General features: G+C 50.2%; 25 protein-coding genes. 24 read left to right on the forward strand and 1 reads right to left on the reverse strand.

From position 1 onward, the window contains the following. Positions 1 to 23: 23 nt before the first annotated feature. Entirely contained in the window at positions 24 to 863 is an 840-nt protein-coding gene (locus tag HW447_RS04215) for an aldo/keto reductase (protein ID WP_176254089.1), read from the reverse strand. 179 nt (positions 864 to 1,042) lie between these two features. Between HW447_RS04215 and HW447_RS04220 the strand changes: the two genes are divergently transcribed. From HW447_RS04220 to feoB, 24 genes are all read left to right on the forward strand, one after another. Next, entirely contained in the window at positions 1,043 to 1,921 is an 879-nt protein-coding gene (locus HW447_RS04220; RefSeq protein WP_176254090.1) for a LysR family transcriptional regulator, read from the forward strand. Further along, positions 1,918 to 3,534, forward strand: coding sequence for a response regulator transcription factor (locus HW447_RS04225; RefSeq protein WP_176254091.1), 1,617 nt, complete (start codon positions 1,918 to 1,920; stop codon positions 3,532 to 3,534). Before HW447_RS04220 ends, HW447_RS04225 begins: the two co-directional genes overlap by 4 nt. A 181-nt stretch (positions 3,535 to 3,715) precedes the next feature. Further along, positions 3,716 to 4,600, forward strand: coding sequence for an HAD-IIB family hydrolase (locus tag HW447_RS04230; RefSeq protein WP_176254092.1), 885 nt, complete (start codon positions 3,716 to 3,718; stop codon positions 4,598 to 4,600). Between the two features lie 3 nt (positions 4,601 to 4,603). Then, positions 4,604 to 5,482, forward strand: coding sequence for a carbohydrate ABC transporter permease (locus HW447_RS04235; protein WP_243176200.1), 879 nt, complete (start codon positions 4,604 to 4,606; stop codon positions 5,480 to 5,482). Further along, positions 5,479 to 6,306, forward strand: coding sequence for a carbohydrate ABC transporter permease (locus tag HW447_RS04240; protein WP_176254093.1), 828 nt, complete (start codon positions 5,479 to 5,481; stop codon positions 6,304 to 6,306). Before HW447_RS04235 ends, HW447_RS04240 begins: the two co-directional genes overlap by 4 nt. 25 nt (positions 6,307 to 6,331) lie before the next feature. Then, on the forward strand, positions 6,332 to 7,702 hold the full coding sequence (locus tag HW447_RS04245; protein ID WP_176254094.1) for an extracellular solute-binding protein: 1,371 nt from the start codon (positions 6,332 to 6,334) through the stop codon (positions 7,700 to 7,702). Positions 7,703 to 7,740: 38 nt separating this feature from the next. Continuing rightward, complete coding sequence (locus HW447_RS04250; protein WP_176254095.1) at positions 7,741 to 8,670, forward strand: nucleoside hydrolase; 930 nt, start codon at positions 7,741 to 7,743, stop codon at positions 8,668 to 8,670. Next, the gene (locus tag HW447_RS04255) at positions 8,667 to 9,551 is read left to right on the forward strand and encodes a sugar phosphate isomerase/epimerase family protein (RefSeq protein WP_176254096.1); all 885 of its coding nucleotides are present in this window, start codon (positions 8,667 to 8,669) and stop codon (positions 9,549 to 9,551) included. The genes HW447_RS04250 and HW447_RS04255 overlap by 4 nt, the downstream gene beginning before the upstream one ends. A 314-nt stretch (positions 9,552 to 9,865) precedes the next feature. Then, positions 9,866 to 10,648: an endonuclease III gene (gene nth, locus HW447_RS04260; protein ID WP_243176201.1), complete on the forward strand. Its 783-nt coding sequence runs from the start codon at positions 9,866 to 9,868 to the stop codon at positions 10,646 to 10,648. Continuing rightward, on the forward strand, positions 10,645 to 11,358 hold the full coding sequence (locus tag HW447_RS04265) for a 3'-5' exonuclease (protein WP_176254097.1): 714 nt from the start codon (positions 10,645 to 10,647) through the stop codon (positions 11,356 to 11,358). Before nth ends, HW447_RS04265 begins: the two co-directional genes overlap by 4 nt. Before the next feature lie 228 nt (positions 11,359 to 11,586). Then, the gene (locus tag HW447_RS04270; protein ID WP_176254098.1) at positions 11,587 to 13,287 is read left to right on the forward strand and encodes a VanW family protein; all 1,701 of its coding nucleotides are present in this window, start codon (positions 11,587 to 11,589) and stop codon (positions 13,285 to 13,287) included. Further along, positions 13,284 to 13,880 (forward strand): AIR synthase-related protein, encoded by a 597-nt coding sequence (locus tag HW447_RS04275; protein WP_176254099.1) that lies wholly within the window; start codon positions 13,284 to 13,286, stop codon positions 13,878 to 13,880. Before HW447_RS04270 ends, HW447_RS04275 begins: the two co-directional genes overlap by 4 nt. 38 nt (positions 13,881 to 13,918) lie before the next feature. Beyond that, complete coding sequence (locus tag HW447_RS04280; protein ID WP_176254100.1) at positions 13,919 to 14,401, forward strand: Lrp/AsnC family transcriptional regulator; 483 nt, start codon at positions 13,919 to 13,921, stop codon at positions 14,399 to 14,401. Further along, positions 14,398 to 15,567, forward strand: coding sequence for an aminotransferase class I/II-fold pyridoxal phosphate-dependent enzyme (locus HW447_RS04285; RefSeq protein ID WP_176254101.1), 1,170 nt, complete (start codon positions 14,398 to 14,400; stop codon positions 15,565 to 15,567). The genes HW447_RS04280 and HW447_RS04285 overlap by 4 nt, the downstream gene beginning before the upstream one ends. A gap of 5 nt (positions 15,568 to 15,572) precedes the next feature. Then, positions 15,573 to 16,082 carry a tRNA (uridine(34)/cytosine(34)/5-carboxymethylaminomethyluridine(34)-2'-O)-methyltransferase TrmL gene (gene trmL / locus HW447_RS04290; protein WP_176254102.1) on the forward strand — a complete coding sequence of 170 codons (510 nt, stop codon included), beginning with the start codon at positions 15,573 to 15,575 and terminating at the stop codon, positions 16,080 to 16,082. Between the two features lie 277 nt (positions 16,083 to 16,359). Next, complete coding sequence (locus HW447_RS04295) at positions 16,360 to 17,454, forward strand: protein kinase family protein (protein WP_176254103.1); 1,095 nt, start codon at positions 16,360 to 16,362, stop codon at positions 17,452 to 17,454. Positions 17,455 to 17,709: 255 nt separating this feature from the next. After that, the gene (rpmE, locus tag HW447_RS04300; protein WP_176254104.1) at positions 17,710 to 17,916 is read left to right on the forward strand and encodes a 50S ribosomal protein L31; all 207 of its coding nucleotides are present in this window, start codon (positions 17,710 to 17,712) and stop codon (positions 17,914 to 17,916) included. Between the two features lie 146 nt (positions 17,917 to 18,062). Further along, positions 18,063 to 19,010 (forward strand): DUF1385 domain-containing protein, encoded by a 948-nt coding sequence (locus HW447_RS04305; protein WP_176254105.1) that lies wholly within the window; start codon positions 18,063 to 18,065, stop codon positions 19,008 to 19,010. A 20-nt stretch (positions 19,011 to 19,030) separates the two neighbouring features. Continuing rightward, positions 19,031 to 19,960, forward strand: coding sequence for a peptide chain release factor N(5)-glutamine methyltransferase (gene prmC, locus HW447_RS04310; protein WP_176254320.1), 930 nt, complete (start codon positions 19,031 to 19,033; stop codon positions 19,958 to 19,960). Positions 19,961 to 19,992: 32 nt separating this feature from the next. Beyond that, the gene (gene prfA, locus HW447_RS04315; RefSeq protein ID WP_176254106.1) at positions 19,993 to 21,066 is read left to right on the forward strand and encodes a peptide chain release factor 1; all 1,074 of its coding nucleotides are present in this window, start codon (positions 19,993 to 19,995) and stop codon (positions 21,064 to 21,066) included. 223 nt (positions 21,067 to 21,289) lie between these two features. Then, a complete protein-coding gene (locus HW447_RS04320) occupies positions 21,290 to 21,553 on the forward strand; it encodes a Fur family transcriptional regulator (protein ID WP_176254107.1) in 264 nt (87 codons plus the stop codon). A gap of 82 nt (positions 21,554 to 21,635) precedes the next feature. Continuing rightward, complete coding sequence (locus tag HW447_RS04325; RefSeq protein WP_176254108.1) at positions 21,636 to 21,845, forward strand: FeoA family protein; 210 nt, start codon at positions 21,636 to 21,638, stop codon at positions 21,843 to 21,845. A gap of 77 nt (positions 21,846 to 21,922) precedes the next feature. Continuing rightward, on the forward strand, positions 21,923 to 22,141 hold the full coding sequence (locus HW447_RS04330) for a FeoA family protein (RefSeq protein ID WP_021869367.1): 219 nt from the start codon (positions 21,923 to 21,925) through the stop codon (positions 22,139 to 22,141). Between the two features lie 39 nt (positions 22,142 to 22,180). Further along, entirely contained in the window at positions 22,181 to 24,364 is a 2,184-nt protein-coding gene (gene feoB, locus HW447_RS04335; protein ID WP_176254109.1) for a ferrous iron transport protein B, read from the forward strand. Positions 24,365 to 24,381: the final 17 nt, after the last annotated feature.

Genomic DNA, 24,381 nt, shown 5'->3' on the forward strand with positions numbered 1-24,381 from the left:
ATGGAACCGGCAGCGCCTTTTTGTTACACAATACTCATAAACCACTCTACGGTGTCAGGATCATGATGGGAGAAGAACAGACTCTTTCCTCCATCCAGTTCCTCGATCCGTTTCAATTCCTCATCGGTAAGAGTAAAATCAAACACCTGGAAGTTTTCTTCCATCCGTTCCCTGTGGACAGATTTTGGAATAACGATTACATCCTTTTGCAGAAGGAACCGCAGGGCGGTCTGGGCTGCGGTCTTTTTGTGGGCCGCGCCGATCTCATTTAAGACGGGATTTTTTAAAAAGTCGTTTTTTCCCTCTGCAAAAGGTCCCCAGGACATGAGCTGTGTCCCATGTTTCTGCATATATGTGCGGGCGTTTTTCTGCTGGAAAAATACATGGGTTTCCATCTGGTTCACAGCGGGTGTTACCTGAGAAAAATGAACAAGGTCAAGATAACGGTCGGGATAAAAATTGGAAACGCCGATGGCTCGCGCGGTTTTTGCCTTATAGGCCTCCTCCATGGCCCGATAGGTGCCATAGTAATCGCCAAAGGGCTGATGGATCAGCAGCAGATCCACATAATCCGTCCGCAGCTTTTTAAGAGACGTTTCGATAGAAGCTTTTGCCTTCTCAAAGCCGGCGTTTGAAATCCAGATTTTTGTGGTGATAAACAGTTCCTCCCGCGGCAGGCCGCATTCTGCCAGCGCATTTCCAACGCCTTCCTCGTTGCCGTATGCCTGGGCGGTGTCGATGCTGCGGTATCCGGTTTCGATTGCCTCAAGTACACAGCGTCTGGTATCCTCAGGGGGAGTCTGGAAAACTCCATAGCCAAGCTTGGGCATTTTAACCCCATTGTTGAGTGTTACATATTCCATATCGCATACCTCCTGATATTCATTGGTGTTTCCTGGCCGCCGCCATGCTTGCGGTAGCGGCCAGAAAGCACCTGGATTTGATTTTCTATGATTCACAGTTTACAAGTCTTTTTGAAAAAAGTACAATAGAAATACAGGAAGATACATTTCACAGGATGAATAGTAAAGGGAGGCAGACCATGCTGGATTTACTGGAACTGGAGCAGCTGGCAGCCTTTGCAGAGTATGGGACACTCTCGAAGGCGGCGCAGGAGCTGCATATCTCGCAGCCTACGCTTACCCGCACCATGAAGCGGCTGGAGGAAGAGTTTGGAGTGCCGCTGTTTGTGCGGGGGAAAAATAAAATCGAACTGAATGAGACCGGGGCAGAGGCGGCAGCCTGCGCAAAGCGTATGCTTGCACTGGCGGAGCATACGCTGCAGCAGGTTCGAGCGTATCATGCGAGGCTTCACACCATTGCAGTAGAGTCATGTGCGCCTGCGCCCCTTTGGGCGTTTCTGCCGCTTTTGTCCGCCGGCTTTCCGGGGCAGACCGTCTCGTCCTGTCTGGCAGATGAGAAAATAATCCTAGAAGACGTAAAGGCAGGCGCCTGTGATATCGGGATACTGCCTGCAATGGTAAAAGATAAGGGACTGGAGTGTATTCCCATCCAGAGGGAGAAGCTGTCCGTCTGTGTGCCGCCGGATCATGAACTGGCGGGCCGAAAAAGTGTGGTTTTCGCGGACCTGGACGGCTATAACTGCCTGCTCCGATCCCAAATCGGTTTTTGGACGGAAATGTGCCGCCGGAAGATGCCGGCCTCCCGGTTTCTGATTCAGACTGACGACTTTGCCTTAAGGGAACTGATACGCACATCTACGCTTTTATGCTTTACTACCAATCTCGCAGGCGACATGGCGGATATTCTTACGAAACGTGTCATCATACCTGTCGCGGATGCAGAAGCGGATGTGACCTATTATATGGTATGCCAGAAGCAGAAGAAGGCGTACGAAAAAGCCGCGAGGGAACTGGAAAAACGGTTTGTGAAAAAGAAAGGGAACGGAGAGGCACAATGAAGATACTGCTGATTGATTCAGAAGCAGAAGAGATAAGAAAATTAAAGAATCAAATTGACTGGGAGTCATACGGTATTGAAAGCGCGGCGACTGCTTACAGTGAAAAAACAGCGAAGGAAACCGCAAAAAACCAGCAGCCGGAACTGGTATTTTGCAGTACACAGATCGCAGAGGATGGGGGATTTTCCCTGCTTGCGAAAATCAAATCTCTCGTGCCGGGGGTGGGAATCGTTCTTATGGGACGCGGCTTTTCCGAGGAAATCTTTCGCAGGCTTTTATATCTTGAGGCGGTGGACTATCTGAAAAAACCGGTTTCGGAGGAGGAATTTTCTCAGGCGGTAGAACGTTTTAAAAAACGCCGTTTAAAGCAGCAGGAGGAAAGGGAAGAAAAACGCTATGGGCGCTACTGGAAGAATAACCAGCGTATGATCCAGGAGATGTTCTGGAAAAAACTCTGTTTAAACCGGATTCCAGGCGGGCCGGAGGAGATTGAGGCGGCGGCAGAGGAAGTGGACGCGAACCTGGACAAGGACTGCAGATACCGGATGGTGCTGATTACCTTTGCCAATGAGGATGAAATGCGCAGCGCCTGGGGGGAGGATCTGTGTCAGGCGGCAGTACAGAACCTGGCGCGGGCCTTTGTCAAAAAAACAGGCGACAGCAGTAAGGTGATTGTTATCTATACGCGGGTAGTGATTCTTCTGGATGAGGAGGAGTTTGATACGGCTCAGGAACGGTGCCGCATCCTGGCAGACCGGTGCCGCAGTGAGTTTAAGGCAGAGCTTTTGTGCTATCTTAGCGAACCGGTCTTCTGTGAACAGATCGCAGATACTTACAGCTGCCTTCTCACCTACAGCAAGGATGATGTGCTGCAGCAGAACCGCATTATCTGTGTGGGCAAACAGAGCGGGGGAGAAAAACGGGAGATTGTGCTTCCGGAGACCTGGGGAGAGCTGCTTTATACGAAGGAACCTCAGCGCCTGGTGCGGGAGGTGGAAAAATTTCTTGTCCCTCTGGCAAGACAGGGACATCTGAGCGAACAGAATTTCCGTATTTTCCAGCAGGATATGCTGCAGCTGTTCTTTACGTATATGGAAAAGAAGGAGATGCGGGCTCATGAGCTCTATGATAATCATGAGATATACCGTCTCTACAAAATAGCGATCCTGTCCATTGACGGAATGTGCCGCTGGGTGTCCAAATGTACGGAATACATCACAGGCCAGAACCGTCCCAGAGAGGCGGCCCAGGGCGCGGAGGTGGTTCGCAAGGTAAAAGAATATATCCGTTCCAATCTTAAAAATGACATAACCATGGAACAGATTGCGGGAGTGACACACTTAAACCCGGACTATACCACCAGAATCTTCCGCAGCAAAACCGGCATGACCGTCCGGGGATATCTGATCAAAAAGCGGATGGAACGGGCCAAGACCCTTTTGCAGACTACGGGGCTTTCTGTCAGTGAGATCGCCATGGAATCGGGATATGACAATTTCTCTTATTTTATCCGCGTATTCCGCCAGTATTTCGGCGTGACGCCCAGACAGTTCCGCAAGGGGGCAGAACAGAGGCGTATAACAGAAACGGAAAAAGATAATTCGGAAAAATGATATTATTCATAGGAAAAGTGCTGTTTTTTACTTTGAGAAAGAAAAAACAGCACTTTTTTTACGGGAGATTTACAGATGGGGTCGTAAAAGTGATAAAATGTGTCGCAAGAATGAAAGCCAGAAACACAGGCCCTTATATATAATACCAGATGGAAATAAAAATTTATTTTGGAGATGGGAAATGAAAGTCAGTCTGATCGTAAGCGATATTGATGGAACTATATTACCGGCAGGCTGCGGGCAGGATGGAAAACGCAGCGATGGCCCTGGGGTTTCCGATGGCATCGAGCGTCTTGGCAGGCTGATCCGGGAATGGGGGCTGCCGTTTACGCTGGCAAGCGGACGGCCGTTGGATATGATGGATACGCTGGGGGACCTGCTGGGGGTAACGCTTCCCATGGTAGCCTGCAACGGGGCTGCGGCGGGAAAACGAAACCGTCTGCTTTGGAATGAACGTCTGCTGACTGCTCAGGTGAGGGCCGCCATTGAATATGCGGATCATCTGGGAATGGCGGTGATCGCCACAGACGGCTCTGATGAGATTGTGTACCGGCAGAATGAGTATACCAAAAGTCACAGTGAAAACGGATCCTGGGTCAAAACATGGCGTCCTGCTACAGAGGAGGACTGGGGAGGATGGAACATACAGAAGCTTCTGATTATTGATCCCGATTCTCCTGGAAGGGTGGATGAGATCATTGAGAAGCTGGAGCGGGGGCAGGAATACGGAGCTGCCATGTCCATTCTGCGTTATGACGACCGGGGGATTGAGGTCATGCCGGGAGGCTGCACCAAGGGGATGGGAGTTAAAAGGCTGGCGGATAACCTTGGTATTCCCATGGATGAAGTTATGGTGCTGGGAGACAATAAAAATGATATAGATATGTTCCGGGAAGCCGGGCTTTGCGCGGCTGTTTTTAACGCGGTCCCGGTTTTAAAGGAAGAGGCGGATTACATCAGCTGTTCCCAGTGGGTCTACGGTGTAATTGAAGCGCTGGAAACCCTGGTCATACCGCAGCTGTATTCCGAACATCTGGCACAGCGGCAAACAAACAGAAAGAGGTAAGGGATGATGAAACAAAAGCGAAAGTCACTGAAAAAGACATTGGAACCCTACTGCTGGCTGCTGCCGGCATTTCTGCTGTTTATCCCCTTTACATTTATGCCGTTTCTCCAGACGATTTACAAGAGCTTTTTTATTGTAGATTCCATGGGAACGCTGAAACGTTTTGTGGGATTTGAAAATTATCTTTATATTTTAAAGGATGAAACTTTTGTTAAGGCGGTGGTCAATACGCTGGTCTATGTGGTGCTGACGGTTCCGGTCTCCAAGATACTGGGAATGCTTCTTGCTCTTTTGGCAAACAGGCGCAGAAAGACCTCTTTTATCTATGAAACCTCCTTTGCACTGCCTATGGCTATGGCAGTATCGGTGACTGCCATGATTTTTCAGCTGCTTTATGTGCCGTCTCTGGGATTCATCAACGGAATCACAGGGTTAAAAATCAACTGGCTGACGGATCCAAAGTACGCCATGATCGCCATTGCGGTCATTCAGATCTGGCTTTCCACCGGATATGCGTTTATTTTTATGCTGGCGGCCGTTCGGAGTGTGCCCAGAGATATCATTGAAAGTGCGTCCATTGACGGCGCGGGACCAGTGCGGCAGCTGCTTCAGATCTATCTGCCGCTGACAACTCCCACCATGTTTTATCTTATTATCACAGATCTCTCCTACAGTATGATGATGATGAGTCTGGTGAGTGTGCTCACGGACGGAGGGCCAAAGAATTCTACTATTACAATCATGTATTATATCTTTAAGCAGATTGCCGCAGCGGGCAATTATACTAATGCCAATCCGGCTGCGATTATTGCCTTTATTATGACCTTAACGGCTACGCTGCTTGGATTTTTATGGGAAAAGAAAGGGGTGCATTATTCATGACGGCAAAACGTGACAAATGGGGAGTCCTCATGCAGCTTTTGTGCCTTTTGCTGGCCTTTTTCATGCTGTTCCCCATCCTGTATGCCTGTTCTGTTTCGCTTATGGAGCAGAAAGCGGTGCTGGCTTCTCCGCCTCATTTCCTGCCTCCTGAGGTGACATTTGAAAACTATGTGACTGCATTTACAAGAACCACTCTGCCAAGATACATGGTAAATTCCTTTGTGGTTGCCGTTATATGCAGCGTCAGCCGTGTACTGGTGGCGTGTATGTCAGCCTTTGCATTTTCCTTTATGGAATTTAAGGGAAAAAAGATTCTGTTCTTTTTAACCCTCAGCACGATGATGATTCCGCCGGATGTACTGATCGTGGCTAATTTTACCACTATCAGCCAGATGAAACTGGTAAATACCTACATGGGTATTTGTTCGGTTTATCTTGTATCTGCGGCCAATATTTTTATGCTGCGGCAGCATTTTCTGGGATTTTCCAAAAGCCTGAAGGAGGCGGCGGCTATTGACGGGTGCGGAAACCTGCGGTTTTTCTTTCGTATCCTGATGCCTACCAGCCGCCCGGTGGTTACTACTGTGTTCCTCTCGTCCTTTGTTAATGTCTGGAATCAGTATGTGTGGCCCATGCTTGTTACCAACAAAAACGAACTAAGAACCATACAGGTGGGAATTACCATGCTCAAAGACCGGGAATCTGCTGTATTCGGGCCAGTTATGGCCGGTGTTGTGGTAGCTCTTATTCCTACGGTGCTGCTCTTTGTCGTATTTCAGAAACAGATCGTGGCGGGCATGATGTCCGGTGCGGTGAAAGAATAATTAAAAAGGGAAAGGAAATGAAAAAATGAAGAAGAACGTTTTGATGCCTTTTGCGGCAGCAGCTGTGGTTATGATGGGCCTTACGGCCTGCCAGAATGGTTCTCATGGGGAGAACGCGCCGGCCTCTCAGGAAAAGGGGAGCAATTCAGGGATGACCGAGATTACATTTTGGCATTCCATGGACAGTGTGTTTGGAGAGATCACTCAGAAGCAGGTGGATCAGTTTAATGACACTATCGGAAAAGAGAAGAATATTCATGTGACGCCGGTCTTTCAGAACTGGCCCGGTACAGACGCCCTCTCTGCCGCCATGCCTACAGACGATATTAAAAATATGCCGGACGTGATCCAGCTTTACAGCGAAAGTGTTAATCTGCTGCGCGACTATAAGCGTACCGTCTGGGCTGAGGACAGGTTCACAGAGGATGGAAGCCTTAAAAAAGAGGATCTGATGCCGGGAGCGGCCAAAGAGTATTCCATTAACGGTAAGATGATCGGTGTGCCGTGGACGGCATCAGCCCTTTTGCTGTATTACAATCAGGATTATCTGGATCAGGCCGGTGTTTCCGTTCCAAAGACTATTGGGGAAATGGCAGAGGCACTTCCTGTTCTGGCGGAAAAGACAGACGCAGAGTACGGATTAAATGTGCGTGTGAATCAGTATGAACTGGAAAACTGGATCGAGACCCAGGGGGCGTCAGGCAGTGAATTTGGAAACAATGACAATGGTCATGACGGCTATGTCACAGAGCTTGCCTGTGCATCAAACGGCACATTGGATCGGTTTCTGACGGAATGGGAAAAGGTGGTAAAGAGCGGTGCCTACAAGCCGTCAAAGGATTCTGTAAATGAAGAATTTGCTGCTGGTATGCACGCTATGGTTATCATGACCAGCTCCCGGATTCCTACGGTCAGTGAATTGGTAGGAGACAGCTTTAACTGGGGCGTTGCGGCAATTCCTACGGTATCTGCAGATGATATCGGAGGAGCCTATCCAAGCGGTTCCGGGCTGTTTATGCTGGATCGAGACGACGAGGCAAAGAAGGCGGCAGCCTGGGAATTTGTGCAGTATATGGCTTCTGATAAGGCACAGGCAATGTGGGTTGAGGGAACCGGATATACGCCGGTGAACGTAAAGGCACAGGAAGTGGATACCTACAAGCAGGCAGTGGAGGCAGAGCCGAAGCTTCAGGTTCCCTACGATGTGCTGATGCAGTCAGGAACCTCTGTGATTCCCGCCTTTATTCCCAACAACAGCACCATTGATACGGTAATCAAGGATGCAATGCTGTCCTTTGGTGACGGAACCGCTGACAGAGAGGAAACCTTTGAAGCGATAAAGGATGGCGTTTCCAAGGCTCTGGAGGATTATTACAGGGCGAATCCCATCGAATAAGGGAAAAAGAGTAAGAGAAACAGGAAAGGAATTTGTGTGTGAAACGAGTAATCATTGACTGTGATCCCAGTGCGGACGATGCGCTGGCTCTGATGCTTGCGGCGGCTTCGCCGGAACTTTCTCTGGAGGCGGTAACAGCGGTTTGCGGTGTCTGTGACGTGCGCCAGAGCGCGAATAACGCACTGAAGATTCTGGAACTGTGCGGCTGCTCCGAGATTCCGGTGGCTGCGGGGGCCTCGCAGCCTTTAAAGAGAAAACTGGAATTTGACGGAAAATACTGCGGCTGCGATGGGCTTTCGGAGACGGAGCTTAAGCCCGCCTCCTCCTGCCTGTCAGAGCTGCCGGCATCAGAGCTGCTCCATCAGCGCCTGGAAGCCCATCCGGGGGAAATCTATATCATATCTATTGCACCCATGACAAATCTGGCGGAACTTCTGATGAAATATCCTCAGAGCAGGTCGCAGATTGCAGGGATCTACACCATAAACGGCTCCTATGGCGTAGCTTCGGATAAGAGCTGCTGGAATCCGCGCCCCAGCTGGAATGTGCGTACGGACCCGGAGGCGGCAAAGCTGGTGATCGAATCAGGGATCCCAATCACAGCCGCCGGACTGGATGTGACCATGCAGCTTAAAAACCATATGACAGAACGTATTCTCACAGAGGGGAATAAGGAAAGCTGGGCTTACCGTTTTCTGGAAAAATCTATAGATTTTAATCGGAGACGGGGGCTTGAGCCATACAGTCTTCTTGTGGACGCCATGGCTGCTGCGGCGGCAGTCAGGCCTGAAATCGCCCGGTATATCCAGGGGAAGGCGGCAGTATCCGATCAGGACGGCCTTATGTGCGGCCAGACTCTGTTTGGTGTGAAAGGATACGCAGATGCCTGGAATTCGGATGTGAGGGCCGCCTGCAGCTTTGACTTTGATACATACATTGATCTGTTCCTAGAAAGGGTTTTTTCATGAAATTATCCACTTCCAGCAATATTGTATTTGACCGGCCGGACGGCTCCGCTGTGTCAATGGAACGCATGATGCGCTATGCAAAGGAGGCGGGCTTTGACACGCTGGATATCAGCTTTTACGACTGGTCTCTCCCAGGATCTCCGTTTCTTGAGGATGGATGGAGAGCCTGGATTGATCAGGTAGCGGAGGAAAAGGAACGTCTTGGAATGAAATTTGGCCAGTGCCATGCCTATACGTATAATTTCCTTGATCCCTCCCTGACAGCAGAGGAGCGCGGCCGCCATGAAGAGCTGGTGCTGCGTTCTATTGAATGCTGTTATATCGTTGGTTCCAGGCTCTGTGTGACCCACCCGGACACGGATTATAATGCCTCCCGCCTGATGGCGGTTTCAGAGGAGAAAAATGCAGCTTATTTCCGACAGCTGCTGGAAAAGACGGCCTCTTTTGAAATGTCTCTTGCCGTTGAAAATATGTGCGATATCACGATTGCCCCCAGAAGGAAATATGGCGCGTATCCTGAGGAGCTGGTAAGCCTTGCGGAGAAAATCAACGACAGCCGGTTTGGGATCTGCTGGGATTTTGAACACGCAGATATCATGCAGCAGAATCAGAGAGAGTCTCTTCGTCTAATTGGAAAATACCTGTACGCCACCCATGTGTCAGACACCCACAGCGCCACTGACCCCGATCTTATGCACGTCCTTCCTCTCACCGGAACCATTCGCTGGGAAGAAGTTATGAAAGCTTTAAAGGAGATTGGCTATCAGGGGTATTTCAGCTTTGAAGTCAATAATTACGGCAGATATTTTCCGGAGTGCCTTCTTCCGGAAGCCCTCAGGCTGATGTACCATGTAGGGGAATATCTGATGAAGCTGGCATAAAATAAATATCGTTCAGCCACAGCTGCCCTATCTGCGGACAGCAGAACTGTTAAAAGGGGGCCGGTGCTTTTGCGTTTTCAAACCGTAAAAGCGTCGGCCCTCTTTTGCTGTCCTTTCATAAAGCGGAAATACCCAGATACATTCCGTCTGGAAATGACGGTCTGCTCAGCAAAAGGCGTTTTTCCGGGAAATGGAACTTGAAACACAGATTTTTATGGATTATACTGGGACATATCCGGGCAGCGTCAAAATTGTCCGGCCGTACAGCTGTTTTTGCTGGATACAGAACAATTACAAACGAGGAGCGTTTTCAAATGCCCAGAATGAAAAAAGAGACAAAAGCCGCCCGGTCAAGGCGGGTGGAGCAGATTTTGGAGGCTTTGGATCGGGAATACGGAACAGAGCTTGTCTGCTATTTAAACCACGAGACACCCTGGCAGCTGCTGATTGCCGTGATTTTAAGCGCGCAGTGCACAGACGCCAGAGTGAATATCGTGACAGCAGATCTGTTTCAGAAATATCCGACCCTTGAGGACTTTGCGGCGGCGGATGTAAAGGAAATGGAGCAGGACATCCGATCCATCGGATTTTTCCACAATAAGGCTAAAAATATTATTCTCTGCGCGAAGGCTCTGGTGGAGCGGTTCGCGGGCCAGGTGCCCAGTTCCTTAGAGGATCTCACATCTCTGGCCGGAGTGGGAAGAAAAACGGCTAATGTGATCCGGGGAAACATTTACCATGAGCCAAGTATTGTGGTAGATACCCATGTAAAACGAATCTCCAGAAAGCTGGGGCTGACAGCAGAAGAGGATCCTGAAAAGGTGGAATATGACCTGATGAAGGTTCTGCCCAAGGAGCGCTGGATTTTGTGGAATATCCATATCATCACATTGGGACGCACCATCTGTACAGCCAGGAACCCCAGATGCGGGGATTGCTTTTTAAAGGAATACTGTCCAGCCTGTGAGGAGCCGGCGCTGTTTGCCGGAAAACGTACCGTTTCCGCTGAAAATAAGATAAACGGGAAGCAGATGCTTTCCCGGAATAAGAAATGTGACGGTCAGGATGGGCTGAAGAATGGAGGAAAAGAGCGATGACATCTTCCTATATTGCCCTTGATTTAGAAACTACCGGGCTGGAATCACGGACAGAAAAGATTACGGAGGCGGCGGCTTTAAAGGTCATAGACGGAGAGATACATGGGCGTTTTGTAACGCTTATTAATCCCGGACGGGCCATTACAAAGAAGATTACAGAACTGACAGGGATCACTGATGAGATGGTAAAGGATGCCCCGGCCATGGAGGAGGTGATCGGGGAACTTTTGAAGTTTTCTGAGGGCCTGCCTCTCCTGGGCCATAATATCTCCTTTGATTACCGTTTTTTAAAGCAGGCGGCGGTAAACAGCCATTTGGAATGTGAGAGGGACGCTGTGGATACGCTGCTGCTGTGCCGCAGCCTGATGCCTGCGGATGAAAAGAAGAATTTAAGCGCTGCCTGCGCCTTCTACCATATCCCGCAGTCCACAGCCCACCGGGCAGAGGCGGATGCAGAATCGGCCCATCTTCTGTACCGGAAGCTTTGTTCGCTTTACGGGAAGGAACGAGAGGAACTCTTTCGTCCCCATCCCCTGATCCACAAGGCAAAACGGGAGCAGCCGGCTACAAAAAGGCAAAAAGAATACTTGCAGGAATTGATAAAATGTCATAGAATAGACATAACTCTGCAGATGGATTGTTTAAGCCGCAGCGAAGCGTCGCGGCTCATTGACACGATCATTCTGCAGCGGGGAAGGCTGAGAGAGTAGACAGCCTGATTTCCCGCAGGAGTAATGGTTTCATTTATTAAAGAGGTGAAAGAAATGATGAATATGAGAGACCCTAAGATGAAAAAGATCATTTCAACGGTCATCGTTGTGATCCTGGTGCTGGCTATGATCGTGCCTATGGCACTGAGCGCGCTGATGTATTAACAGGAATTGAAATCCGGTCGGCAGAGGGGAACCGGAGCCAGATTAGGAAAAGGAAATGTGAGAATGAAAAATAAAATGTGGAGAAATGCCCTGACTGTCATGGCGGCAGCCGGGGCGCTGTGGGCCTTCCCTGGGACGGCTAAGGCGGCTCCCGTGCTTCCGGAGGGGATCCGTGTGCAGGGACAGGACCTGGCCGGGAAAACCTGTGGGGAGGCCCGTGATGCAATAGAGGCTTATGTCAATGAACTTGGCGGCCGGAAGGTGGTGCTGACCGTTGATGGAGAGGACGAAGAGACCACGGCCGGAGCGCTGGGACTGTACTGGAGCAATGAAAACAGCATACAGGAGGAATTGGAAAAGTATGCAGGCGGCAGTCTGATCCGTCAGTATATGGTGGAAAAGGATCTGAAGGAGACTCCGTTGGAGCTTTCGCTTGAGACATCCGTGGATGAGGAGAAGGTAAACGCCTTTGTGGAGGAGCAGAGCAGGGATGTGCTGACTCCGCCTCAGAACGCCTCCATTCGCCGGGAAAACGGCGCCTTTGTGATAACAGAGGCGGTGGAGGGACGGACGGTGGATACGGCAGCCACAGCTGCAGCGCTAAATGCCTCCCTGGCAGACGGGCAGGAGGGCGCTGTGGTGACGGAGGCGGTGATCACCAAAAAGCAGCCGGACATCACCTCTGAGGATCTGGCTTCCATCCAGGATGTGCTGGGAACCTGCACCACAGATTTTTCCAGCAGCGGGGCGTCCCGCTCTACCAATGTTTCGGTAGGTGCGGCCAAGATAAACGGCCGTGTGCTGATGCCGGGAGAGGTACTCTCCGGTTATCAGTGCCTTCAGCCTTTTACCACGGCAAACGGCTACAAGACGGCGGCTGCCTATGAGAACGGCAAGGTTGTGGACAGTATCGGCGGAGGCGTGTGCCAGATCGCCACGACTCTTTACGGCGCTTCTCTCCAGGCGGAGGTGGAGATTGTGCAGCGGCAGAATCATTCCATGATCGTTACCTACGTCAAGCCGTCCATGGATGCGGCAATCGCAGGAACCTATAAGGACATCAAGATAAAAAATAATTACAGCACTCCCATTTATGTAGAAGGATATACATCAGGAAAACAACTGACATTTACAATATATGGAAAAGAGACACGTCCCTCAGGCCGGAAGGTGGAGTATGTATCAGAGACCCTGGGAACTACGAACCCCGGAGAGCCTCAGATAATTGTAGACAACACCCTGGCTCCGGGAGCAAAGGTGCGTGTTCAGTCCTCCCACACGGGTCTCAGATCCAGGCTCTGGAAGGTAGTGACCGTAGACGGCGTTGAGCAGGAGCGGACCCTGTTGAATCAGGACACCTACAATGCATCCAAGGCCATATACCGGGTAGGACCATCGGCTCCGGTGAGTGCACCGGCCGAGACGGCTCCTTCAGGAGGGACGAACACACCTCCAGCTGCGGAGACAGAAGGCGGGCAGACGGCTGAAAACCCGGGAACAGATGAAGGAACCTCCGGCGGCGGGGCAGATACAGGCGGTTCTCCGTCTGCCGGCCCTGGTGAGACTGTATCCGGCGGGCCGGGAGCGGCAGAAAACAAAACCTCATCCAGCGGAGCTGGTACAGCAGAGGGAGGAGCGTCCTCCGGCGGACCGGGAGCGGCAGAAAGCGCCAATGGGCCGGGCGGATCAGGGGCGGCAGATCCTGCCGCCTTAAGCGGCCCCGGTGCGGCGGTTTCTTCTGGATCCGGGGAGGTGGCCCAGTGAGGACGGCAGGACAGAAAACAGGCGGTTTTGAGAAGCGGGATGGTCAGATGAAACCAGGGCAGGAACTGGTTTTAGCCGGATCGGTGGGACTGGCGGGAGCCAGGATCATCGGACAGCATAAAAAAGGAATACTGGAGCAGTATTTTTCACCGTCATTTCTGAGGGAACTGTACCAGAAGGACACATATTCCGTAAAGGACTGGATGGAGAACGCATCGGCAAATAAAACGGCTGCGGCAACTGCCTGGGAATACGCGGGAGAGGGCGGCATCCTTGCAGCACTCTGGGAGCTTTCCGGCGTCTACTGCACCGGGATCGACATTGACCTGCGTATGCTCCCCATTCATCAGGTTACAGTAGAGGTATGCGAGCGGTTTGAGTTAAACCCATACAGGCTGTTTTGTGCAAACTGTGTGATCCTTGCGGCGGATCAGGGAGGACAGCTGGTGAGACAGCTGCGCCAGGCCCATATTCCCGCTGCAGTGATCGGAAGCGTTGAGACAGGCATCACCAGACGGATTCGTCACGGAGAGGAGACAGCCGGCTATCTGGAACGCCCCCAGCCTGATGAGCTTAGAAGGCTCGGACTGTAAGGAGACGGGCAATATAGAATGGAGGAAGGTAAAAGGTTATGAGAGAAAAAATTCTGGCAGTGATTGAGAAAAACAGCAGGATCGATATAAAGGATTTGGCGGTCTTACTGGGAGAGAGCGAGATCGCAGTGGCAAATGAGATTGCAGAGATGGAAAAAGAGCATATCATCTGCGGCTACCATACTCTGATTAACTGGGACAATACCAGCGAAGAAAAGGTAGTGGCTCTGATTGAGGTAAAGGTAACGCCTCAGCGGGGCATGGGATTTGATAAGATTGCGGAGCGTATTTATCAGTACAGTGAGGTAAATGCCGTATATCTGATGAGCGGATCCTTTGACTTTACTGTATTTATTGAAGGCAAGACCATGCGTCAGGTGGCCCAGTTCGTATCTGATAAGCTGGCTCCCATGGAGGCGGTTTTAAGCACAGCAACTCATTTTGTACTGAAAAAATATAAGGATCACGGCACCATTATCAGCGAGCCGGTCCAGGATGAAAGGATGCTGATCACACCATGAGAAACCCCTTGTCAGATAAAATCGTAAGTATCCCCCCTTCCGGGATCAGGAAGTTTTTCGATATTGTAAATGAAATGGAAGACGCTATTTCCCTGGGTGTAGGCGAGCCGGATTTTGACACGCCATGGCATATCAGAGAGGAAGGAATCTATTCTCTGGAAAAGGGGCGTACCTTCTATACCTCCAACGCAGGCCTTAAGGATCTGAAGGATGAGATCTCCCGCTATTTAAGCCGCCGTTTCGATGTGAATTATGATCCGGATCAGGAGGTTATGGTTACAGTAGGCGGAAGCGAGGCGATCGACGCGGCCATGCGCGCCATGTTAAACCCAGGAGACGAGGTGCTGATCCCCCAGCCAAGCTACGTCTCCTATGTTCCCTGCGCCGTGCTGGCGGACGGGGTTCCGGTGGTCATTGAGCTGGAGGAAAAGGATCATTTTAAACTGACTCCTGAAAAGCTGTTAGAGAAGATCACGGATAAGACAAAGATTCTGGTGCTTCCATTTCCAAATAATCCCACCGGTGCTATCATGGAGCGCCATGAACTGGAAGAAATCGCCAGGATCGCAGTGGAAAAGGATATTTTTGTTATTTCCGATGAAATCTATTCTGAACTGACCTATACGGACAACCATGTTACCATTGCTTCACTTCCGGGCATGAAGGAGCGCACTGTGCTGATCAATGGCTTTTCCAAGTCCTATGCCATGACAGGCTGGCGTCTGGGATATGCAGCGGCTCCTGAGGTGATCCTGAAACAGATGTTAAAGATCCACCAGTACGCCATCATGTGCGCGCCTACTACCAGCCAGTATGCAGCCGTAGCGGCTCTGCGGGACGGAGATAAGGATGTGGAAATGATGCGGGAATCCTACAATCAGCGCCGCCGCTATCTGTTAAACGCCTTTAGGGAGATGGGGATCGACTGCTTTGAGCCTCTGGGGGCATTTTACACCTTCCCCAATATCAGCCGTTTTGGTATGTCTTCAGAGGAGTTTGCCACAACGCTTTTGAAGGAAGAAAAGGTGGCAGTTGTGCCGGGAACCGCCTTTGGAGACTGTGGCGAGGGCTTTGTGCGTATTTCTTACGCCTATTCTTTGAAGAATCTGAAAGAGGCACTGAGCCGGATCGGGCGTTTTGTAAAGCGCCATGACGGAAAGGCGTGATACATATGATGAACATTGTGCTTTTAGAGCCGGAGATGCCTTCCAATACAGGCAATATCGGCCGTACCTGTGCGGCTACGAATACAAGACTCCATCTGATCGAACCCCTGGGCTTTAAGCTGAATGAAAAGGCTCTGAAACGGGCGGGGCTGGACTACTGGGATAAGCTGGATGTGCAGGTGTACAGCGATTATCAGGATTTTCTGGATAAAAATCCTGATGCTGCCGGCAATATGTATTTTGCAACCACCAAGGCCCACAAAGTCTATTCTGAGGTAAAGTATTCCTCAGACTGTTATCTGATGTTCGGAAAGGAAAGCGCCGGTATTCCAGAAGAGATCCTGGTGCAACATGAGGATCACTGTGTCAGGATCCCCATGTGGGGAGATATACGCTCCTTAAACCTTTCCAACTCTGCAGCCATTGTGCTCTATGAGGCATTGCGGCAGAATGGGTTTGAGAAAATGGAACGGAATGGGCGGCTGCATCATTTGCAGTGGAAAGACGAAGCGTAATAAACGGAACTGTATTGAAAGAATGTCATATCCTTCTATATTTTGACATACCTTAGAGTGTGCCTGAGACGTAAAACTCTCTCGGACAGAGAATTTTACGTTCCAGACGCACTCTTTTTTGCAGTGCCGGGCAGAACGGTACAGGCTGAACAGACAAAAATACACATAAATCTCAGTATGTACTAAATATCATTCGGCTCAGGCAGAGCAGGCTGTTCGCGTGACGGTGGACGCTTAGGTATGAAATGGTCTGACGGAAAAATAATGGAGGGGTAAGATGAATGACAGGTATTTGGAAGCGCTGGAGCAGTATGAGATGGAAGTGACAACCGTTCGTAAGGGCCGTGGAGCCTGGATCTGTGAAACGGACCGGGGAATGAGACTTCTTAAGGAATATCGGGGAACGGTGCGCAGGCTGGAATTTGAGGATCAGGTTCTGGGGATGCTGGATACCCGTACAAGCCTGCGGACAGACCAATATGAGCGCAATAAAGAGGGCGAACTTTTAACCATGGCCGGGGACGGAACCAGATACATATTAAAGGAATGGTACGGGGACAGAGAGTGCAATATCCGGGATGGCTGCGAGGTTCGCCAGGCCATCGCCCGTCTTGCCATGCTCCATGGGCAGCTGCGCCGCATCCCGTTTAAAGAGGAGTGGAATATGGGATCTATCTGCAAAGAGTCCCCGGATCGTGAGATGGACCGCCACATCCGCGAGATGCAGAAAGCCAGAAACTTTATACGGGGAAAACGTGGAAAGACAGAATTTGAACTTTCTATCATGGGGAGCTATGATTATTTTTATGAGCAGGCCAGGGCGGCCAGAGATGAGATGAAACATCTTCTGGAAACACAGGAAAATGAGACCGGGTCATATACCCAAACCGTTTCCATAGGGGGAGGAGAGCGGCTGATGGCTGCGGAACTTTTCGATCAGAGGGCGGCTGCAGACAGTCCGGCTGTCCCGTCAGGCTTTGGGCTTTGTCACGGTGATTTGGATCAGCACCATGTACTTATGGGCCGCGGTTACACGGCAATTGTAGAATATAATCGTATGCATCTGGGGCTTCAGGTCTGCGATTTGTACCGCCTGATGAGAAAGGCCCTGGAAAAGCATGGCTGGGATACGGAACTTGGCCTTTCCATGGTAGATTCCTACCAGCGGGTGCGGCCCATGGACAAACGGGAGAGAAAGAGTCTGACCTGTATGTTCCTTTTTCCGGAAAAATACTGGAAGCAGCTGAACTTTTATTACAATACAAATAAAGCATGGATTCCTGCCAAAAGTACGGATAAGGTAAGGAACCTGGAATCACAGGAGGCGGCCCGCAGACAATTTATCCGCTGTCTGACGGAGGAATGCGGCTAAAAAACCTTCGTTCCCTCTTGCAATCCCAAAACTTCTATGCTATACTGATTAAGCTGTCCAGAGCATGAACTCTGGATCGGCAGTTTTAGCGTCTGCGCGAGTCAGGAACTTGCGGGAAGGGCGTGTATAACTTAGAAGATGCTGATATCTGTGCGTTCTGGTGACGGTATGTACCGGCTGCCTGCAGTGTACAGAGGCAGATTGGCATACAAAGGCCGCGGTCGGAAACCGCAAATAATCAGAGAGGTGAATGAAATGAGAGAAGGAATCCATCCAAATTACTACCAGGCAAAGGTAGTTTGCAACTGTGGCAACGAGTTCGTAACAGGCTCCACCAAGCAGGACATCCACGTTGAGGTTTGCTCCAAGTGCCATTCTTTCTATACTGGCCAGCAGAAGGCTGCTGCTGCCCGTGGACGTATTGATAAGTTCAATCGCAAGTATGGCATCAATGCTCAGTAATAAGTGAGAAAGAATCAAGGGGTTGGGCCTGAGAGATCAGGCTCAGCCCTTTTGTGTTCTGTGACAGTAAGTCCGTTTGATGGGGACGCTTACTGTGCAGGTGAAATAGGGCCGCCGACAGACGGCCAAAGAGAGGTAATCATATAATGAAATATTCTGGAATAGGCGGCCAGGCAGTGATCGAAGGCATTATGATGCAGAATGGCGACGATTATGCCATTGCCGTCCGTAAGCCTGACGGGGAGATCGAGATAAAAAAGGATCGCTATGTCAGCCTGACGGAGCGATACCCCGTGTTAGGACTTCCCTTTATCCGGGGCGTATTCAAATTTGCAGACTCTATGGTGGTCGGCATGAAGGCCCTTACCTGGTCCTGCAGCTTTTTTGAGGATGACGAAGATGCGGAGCCTGGAAAATTTGAAGCGTGGCTGGACAGGGTATTTGGAGAGAAACTGGAGAGTATTCTTATGACTGTGGTTATGATATTTTCCTTTATCATGGCTATTGGCATTTTTATGCTCCTGCCCCTGCTGATTGCAAGGCTGTGCCGTCCCTTTATCCCCTCCGAAACACTGATGGCTGTTTTAGAAGGCTTTATCCGCATTGCAATCTTTATTATCTATATAAAAATGGTATCCCGTATGGAGGATATACGCAGAACCTTTATGTACCATGGTTCCGAGCATAAGTGCATCAACTGCATTGAGCATGGGCTGGCTTTAAATGTTGCCAATGTTCGGGCCAGCTCCAAAGAACACAAACGCTGCGGCACCAGCTTTATCATGATTGTTATGATAATCAGTATTTTATTTTTCATGGTCATCCGCACAGATACGGTGTGGCTGCGGTTTTTAAGCCGGATTGTGCTGATCCCGGTGATCGCAGGCGTGTCCTACGAGTTCCTGCGGTTTGCGGGAAGAAATGACAGCAGGCTGGTGAATTTCTTAAGCCGTCCCGGTATGTGGATGCAGGGGCTGACCACTACAGAGCCGGACGACTCCATGATCGAGGTGGCCATTGCGGCGGTGGAAGAGGTGTTTGACTGGAGAGCCTATCTGAATGAGAACTTTCCGGGCTGGAAGGAAGAGCCATGAGGAGCGTTTTGCATGAGGAAATGACCCTTGGAAGGCTGTTAGATGAGGGACGGAAAAAACTGGAGGACAGTCAGGTGGCGGACGGGGCGCTGGATGCCAGACTGCTTCTTCTGGAAATATTTGATCTGGGCTTTGCTGCTTTTCTTACAAAGAGGGAGCTGCCCTTTTCCGGCTGGACAAAAGAAAGAGAGGGAAAGACGCCGGAGGAGCTTTTACGCGCCGTATCCCGGTATAAAGAGGCCATAGAGTCCAGGGCCGCACGGATCCCCCTGCAGCACCTTACAGGAAGGCAGGGCTTTATGGGGCTGGAATTTAAGGTGAATGAACACGTTCTGATTCCAAGACAGGATACGGAAACTCTGGTGGAACGGGTGCTGAAGGAGCAGAAGGACAGGGACATTTCTCTCCTGGATATATGCACCGGTTCCGGCTGTATCGCCGTCAGCCTGGCAGCGCTTGGGGGGTATCAGTCCGTTACGGCGGTTGATATTTCAAAAGAGGCCCTTAAGGTGGCAGAGGAAAACAGAGACCGGATTCTGGGGGAGGAAAAAGGGCGTCTGCGGCTCATTGAGAGCGATATGTTTGCAGCTCTGAACCAGGACGAGCCCTTTGATGTGATCGTTTCCAATCCGCCCTATATCCCTGCTCAGGTAATCGATGGCCTGGAGCCGGAGGTAAGAGACCATGAACCCAGACTGGCCTTGGACGGAGATCAGGATGGTCTTAAATTTTACCGGATCCTGGCAGCAGAATGTATGGCCCGCTTAAAACCCGGAGGAGCCGTCTATATGGAGATCGGCTATGACCAGGGGGAAGAGGTGACAAAGCTATTTGACAAAGCAGGTTTTAAGGACCTGGAAGTGATAAGGGATATGGCCGGCCTGGACCGTGTGGTGCGGGCGATCCGGCCGCCGCAGCAGGAAAATGGGGCCGAAAACGGCAGGCGATAACGAGTTTCAGAGAGAAAACAGGAGAGAAGATTATGTTTGATAAATTGGATGATATGCTGATCCATTATGAAGAACTGATGCTGATGCTGGGGGATCCGGATGTAACTCAGGATACAAGGCGTTTTACAAAACTGATGAAGGAGCAGGCGGATCTGGCTCCCATCGTAGAGGCGTATAAGCAGTATAAGCAGGCGAAACAGGATGTGGAGGACAGCCTGGCCATGCTGGAGGAGGAGAGCGACGAGGAACTGCGGGAGATGGCCAAGGAGGAGCTTTCCGACGGCAAGAAGCGGATCGAGGAGCTGGAGCACGAATTAAAGATCCTTCTTCTGCCAAAGGATCCCAATGATGACAAGAACATTATCCTGGAGATCCGCGCCGGAGCCGGCGGAGACGAGGCCGCTCTGTTTGCTGCAGAGCTGTACCGGATGTATTCCAACTACGCTGACAGCCAGCGCTGGAAGGTAGAGATCATCAGTTTAAATGAGAATGGAATCGGCGGCTTTAAGGAAGTGGTAGCCATGGTTACAGGAAAGGGCGCATACTCCAGGCTAAAATATGAGAGCGGCGTGCACCGTGTACAGCGTGTGCCTGAGACAGAGTCCGGCGGCCGGATCCATACCTCTACCGCTACGGTGGCTGTGATGCCGGAGGCAGAAGAGGTAGACGTACAGATTGACATGAATGACTGCCGCATTGACGTAATGCGTGCTTCCGGAAACGGCGGTCAGTGCGTCAACACCACAGACTCCGCCGTTCGTCTGACCCATATGCCTACCGGCATTGTGATCTACAGCCAGACGGAGAAGTCTCAGCTGCAGAACAAGGAAAAGGCCTTCCGTCTTCTTCGTTCCAAGCTGTATGACATCGAGATGGAGAAGAAGCAGAATGCTGAGGCGGCCGAGCGCCGCAGCCAGATCGGAACCGGAGACCGGTCAGAGAAGATCCGCACCTACAACTTCCCGCAGGGCCGTGTGACGGATCACCGGATCAACCTGACCCTGTATAAGCTGGATAAGATATTAAACGGCGATATCCAGGAGATTCTGGACGCCTGCATTGCAGCTGATCAGGCGGCCAAGCTGGCAAAGATGAATGAAGGCTGATAAATCGTAATTAAGACTCTGTAAAGGGCCGAAGCAAAATGAATGTTTCGTACATTTTTCATTTTGCTTCGGCCCTTCTCTATTTTGTATTCCATGTATTTTTGAAAATAATGGAGAAAAAGTTGAGAAAAATAATTGACAAATGGGTTAGTGAGTGCTAATGTATAGACTATTCAAAGAGTTAGTAGCATCTAACAATAGATACAGAAAGGAAGGAACAGCCATGACAGACCAGAAAGAGCAGATCATCGGTGAATTTCAGAAAAACGGAAAGCGTATCACAGGCCAGAGAAAGATCCTGTTAGACGTGATCCTGGAAGGAAAATGGTCCAGCTGTAAGGAGATCTATTACATGGCAGCCAAGCGGGATCCTTCCATAGGACTGGCTACCGTCTACCGTATGGTAGCAGCCTTGGAAGAGCTTGGCTTTTTGAGCCGCGGCTATCATTACTCTGGTCTTTCAGAGGGAAACAAGCAGAATTTCTAATTTGTTATTGACAACTAACTATCATTAGCGTATACTAACGTCGATAGGAAAGACTAACTACATAAAGATCGAGGTGAATCATATGCCGCTGACAATGGCTGCGATCGGCGAGGAAAATATCATCCGCAGAGTAGGCGGAAACGAGGAGACAAGGCGTTTTCTTGAAAACCTGGGATTTGTTGCAGGAGCAGGGATCACCGTAATCTCTGCCATCGGAGGAAATGTAATTGTAAATGTCAAAGACTCCAGGGTGGCGATCAATCAGGATATGGCAAGGCACATAATGGTTTAAGAAACCAATGGCAAGACCCTGTTGTACCATACACATAAAACGGTCGGAACATGGACCATGGAAAGGAGACCTGTATAATGACATTAGGTGATGCTGCGGTAGGAAGCACGGTAGTCGTTACAAAGATTACAGGAGACGGCGCTTACAAACGCCGCATTATGGATATGGGGATCACAAAAGGTAGCGAACTCTATATCAGAAAGGTAGCCCCCCTGGGAGATCCGGTTGAGATCACGGTAAGAGGCTACGAGCTCTCTGTAAGAAAGAATGACGCCCAGTGCGTGGAGGTAAAGTAATACATTTCCACTGAGCTAAAGCGAATGGAGGAAAAGAAAATGGCAATTAAACTTGCACTTGCGGGCAATCCGAACTGTGGTAAGACGACCATGTTCAATGCCCTGACCGGAGCAAATCAGTATGTTGGCAACTGGCCCGGAGTAACCGTTGAGAAAAAAGAAGGCAGATTAAAGAAAAAGGGAAGCAAGGAGGATATTATCGTCACCGACCTTCCGGGTATCTATTCCCTTTCCCCTTATACACTGGAGGAAGTAGTCAGCCGTGATTACCTTTTAAAGGATGATCCGGATGTGATCGTGAACCTGGTTGACGCTACAAACATTGAGCGAAACCTGTATCTGACCACGCAGCTGATGGAAACCGGCATCCCTGTGGTGATCGCCTTAAATATGTCCGACCTTCTGAAAAAGAGGGGCATTCAGATCGACATCGAGCGTCTGTCCATGGTTCTTAACTGCCCTATCGTAGAGACCTCTGCATTAAAGCAGACGGGCCTTGACCACCTGATCGACAAGGCAGTAAGCGTTGCAAAGAAGAAGGAGACAGACCTTCCAAAGGAAATTTTTTCTAAGGAAATGGAAAACGCGGTTGCCGAGGTGGAAAGTGTGCTTCCTGCCGATATTTCTGAGAACCAGAGAAGATGGTACGCAGTTAAGCTTCTGGAAAATGACAGCAAGGTGGCAGAGAGCCTGTCGTTATCTGTTTCCGGCAAAGCTGTGGTGGAAAAAGAGCGCAGAACGCTGGAAGAGCTGCATGACGACGATATGGAAAGTATTGTTACCGATGAGCGTTACAAATTTATTCAGAAGATTGTTTCCACTTCTGTGAAAAAGACAGGAGCAAAGCTGACGACCTCAGATAAGATCGACCAGATCGTTACCAACCGTATTCTGGGTATTCCGATCTTTATGGCGATCATGTGGGTGGTATATTACATATCCGTAACCACCATCGGAACACTGGTCACCGACTGGACTAACGATACCTTTGTAGTGGCAATTCAGGATGCAGTAGGAAACTTCCTTTCCAATGCGGGCGCAAGCGACTTTATCTTAAGCCTTGTAGTAGACGGTATTATCGGAGGCCTGGGGGCTGTGCTGGGCTTCGTTCCTCAGATGGCGATTCTGTTCTTATTCCTGTCCATCCTTGAGGACTGCGGCTACATGGTACGTATTGCATTCGTAATGGATCGTGTATTCCGTCATTTCGGATTGTCCGGAAAAAGCTTTATTCCGCTTTTGATCTCCTCCGGCTGCGGTATCCCCGGCATCATGGCGTCTAAGACCATTGAGCAGGACAATGACCGCCGTCTGACCATTATGACTGCTACCTTTGTTCCCTGCGGCGCAAAGCTTCCTGTAATCGCTCTGATGGGCGGCGTGATGGCAGGCTATGTTACCGGCTGGGACATTGCAGGCATGATGGCTCCGATCATGTATTTTGTAGGTATCGTGGCAGTGCTGGTAGCGGCAATCATATTAAAAAAGACAAAGCCGTTTTCAGGCAAACCTGCTCCTTTTGTAATGGAGCTTCCTCAGTATCATATTCCTTCCGCAAGAACCGTTCTGCTTCATGTGTGGGAGCGCCTTAAGGGCTTCATCGTAAAAGCTGGTACTATTTTGTTCTTAGCCTGCGTGGTAATGTGGCTTTTGGCTACATTTGGCATCGCAGACGGCCATTTCGGTATGGTAGAGGATTCTGCAGACAGCCTGATGGCAATCCTTGGCGGAGCCATTGCCCCTGTATTTGCTCCTCTTGGCTGGGGCGAGTGGCAGCCTGTAGCTGCAGCTATTTCCGGTTTCAGCGCAAAAGAGGGTATTGTAAGCACCATGGGCGTACTTGCAAATGTTGCCGGCGATACCGAGGATGCAGCCAATGTAGCGACAGGCGTGGGTATGTGGTTCCCTACAGCACTTTCAGGATTCAGCTTCCTGATGTTTAATCTGCTGGATTCCCCGTGCCTGGCAGCAATTTCCACTATGGCACAGCAGCTTCAGAGCAGAAAGTGGTTCTGGTTTGCGATTCTGTTCCAGAATATCTTTGCATACATGGTAACACTGTGCGTATACCAGATCGGCTCCCTGATCCTTTACGGAACCTTTGGCGCAGCAACAGTTGTGGCCTTTATTGTACTGGCCTTTCTGCTGTTTATGCTCTTCCGTCCGGATCCTTATAAAGATAAGAAAATGTACACAAGAAGTTCCGTGCAGGCGGCATCATAAAGATACGATATAAGACG

Origin of the sequence: Enterocloster alcoholdehydrogenati (assembly GCF_013282095.1) — a bacterium.
GTDB lineage: Bacteria > Bacillota > Clostridia > Lachnospirales > Lachnospiraceae > Enterocloster > Enterocloster alcoholdehydrogenati.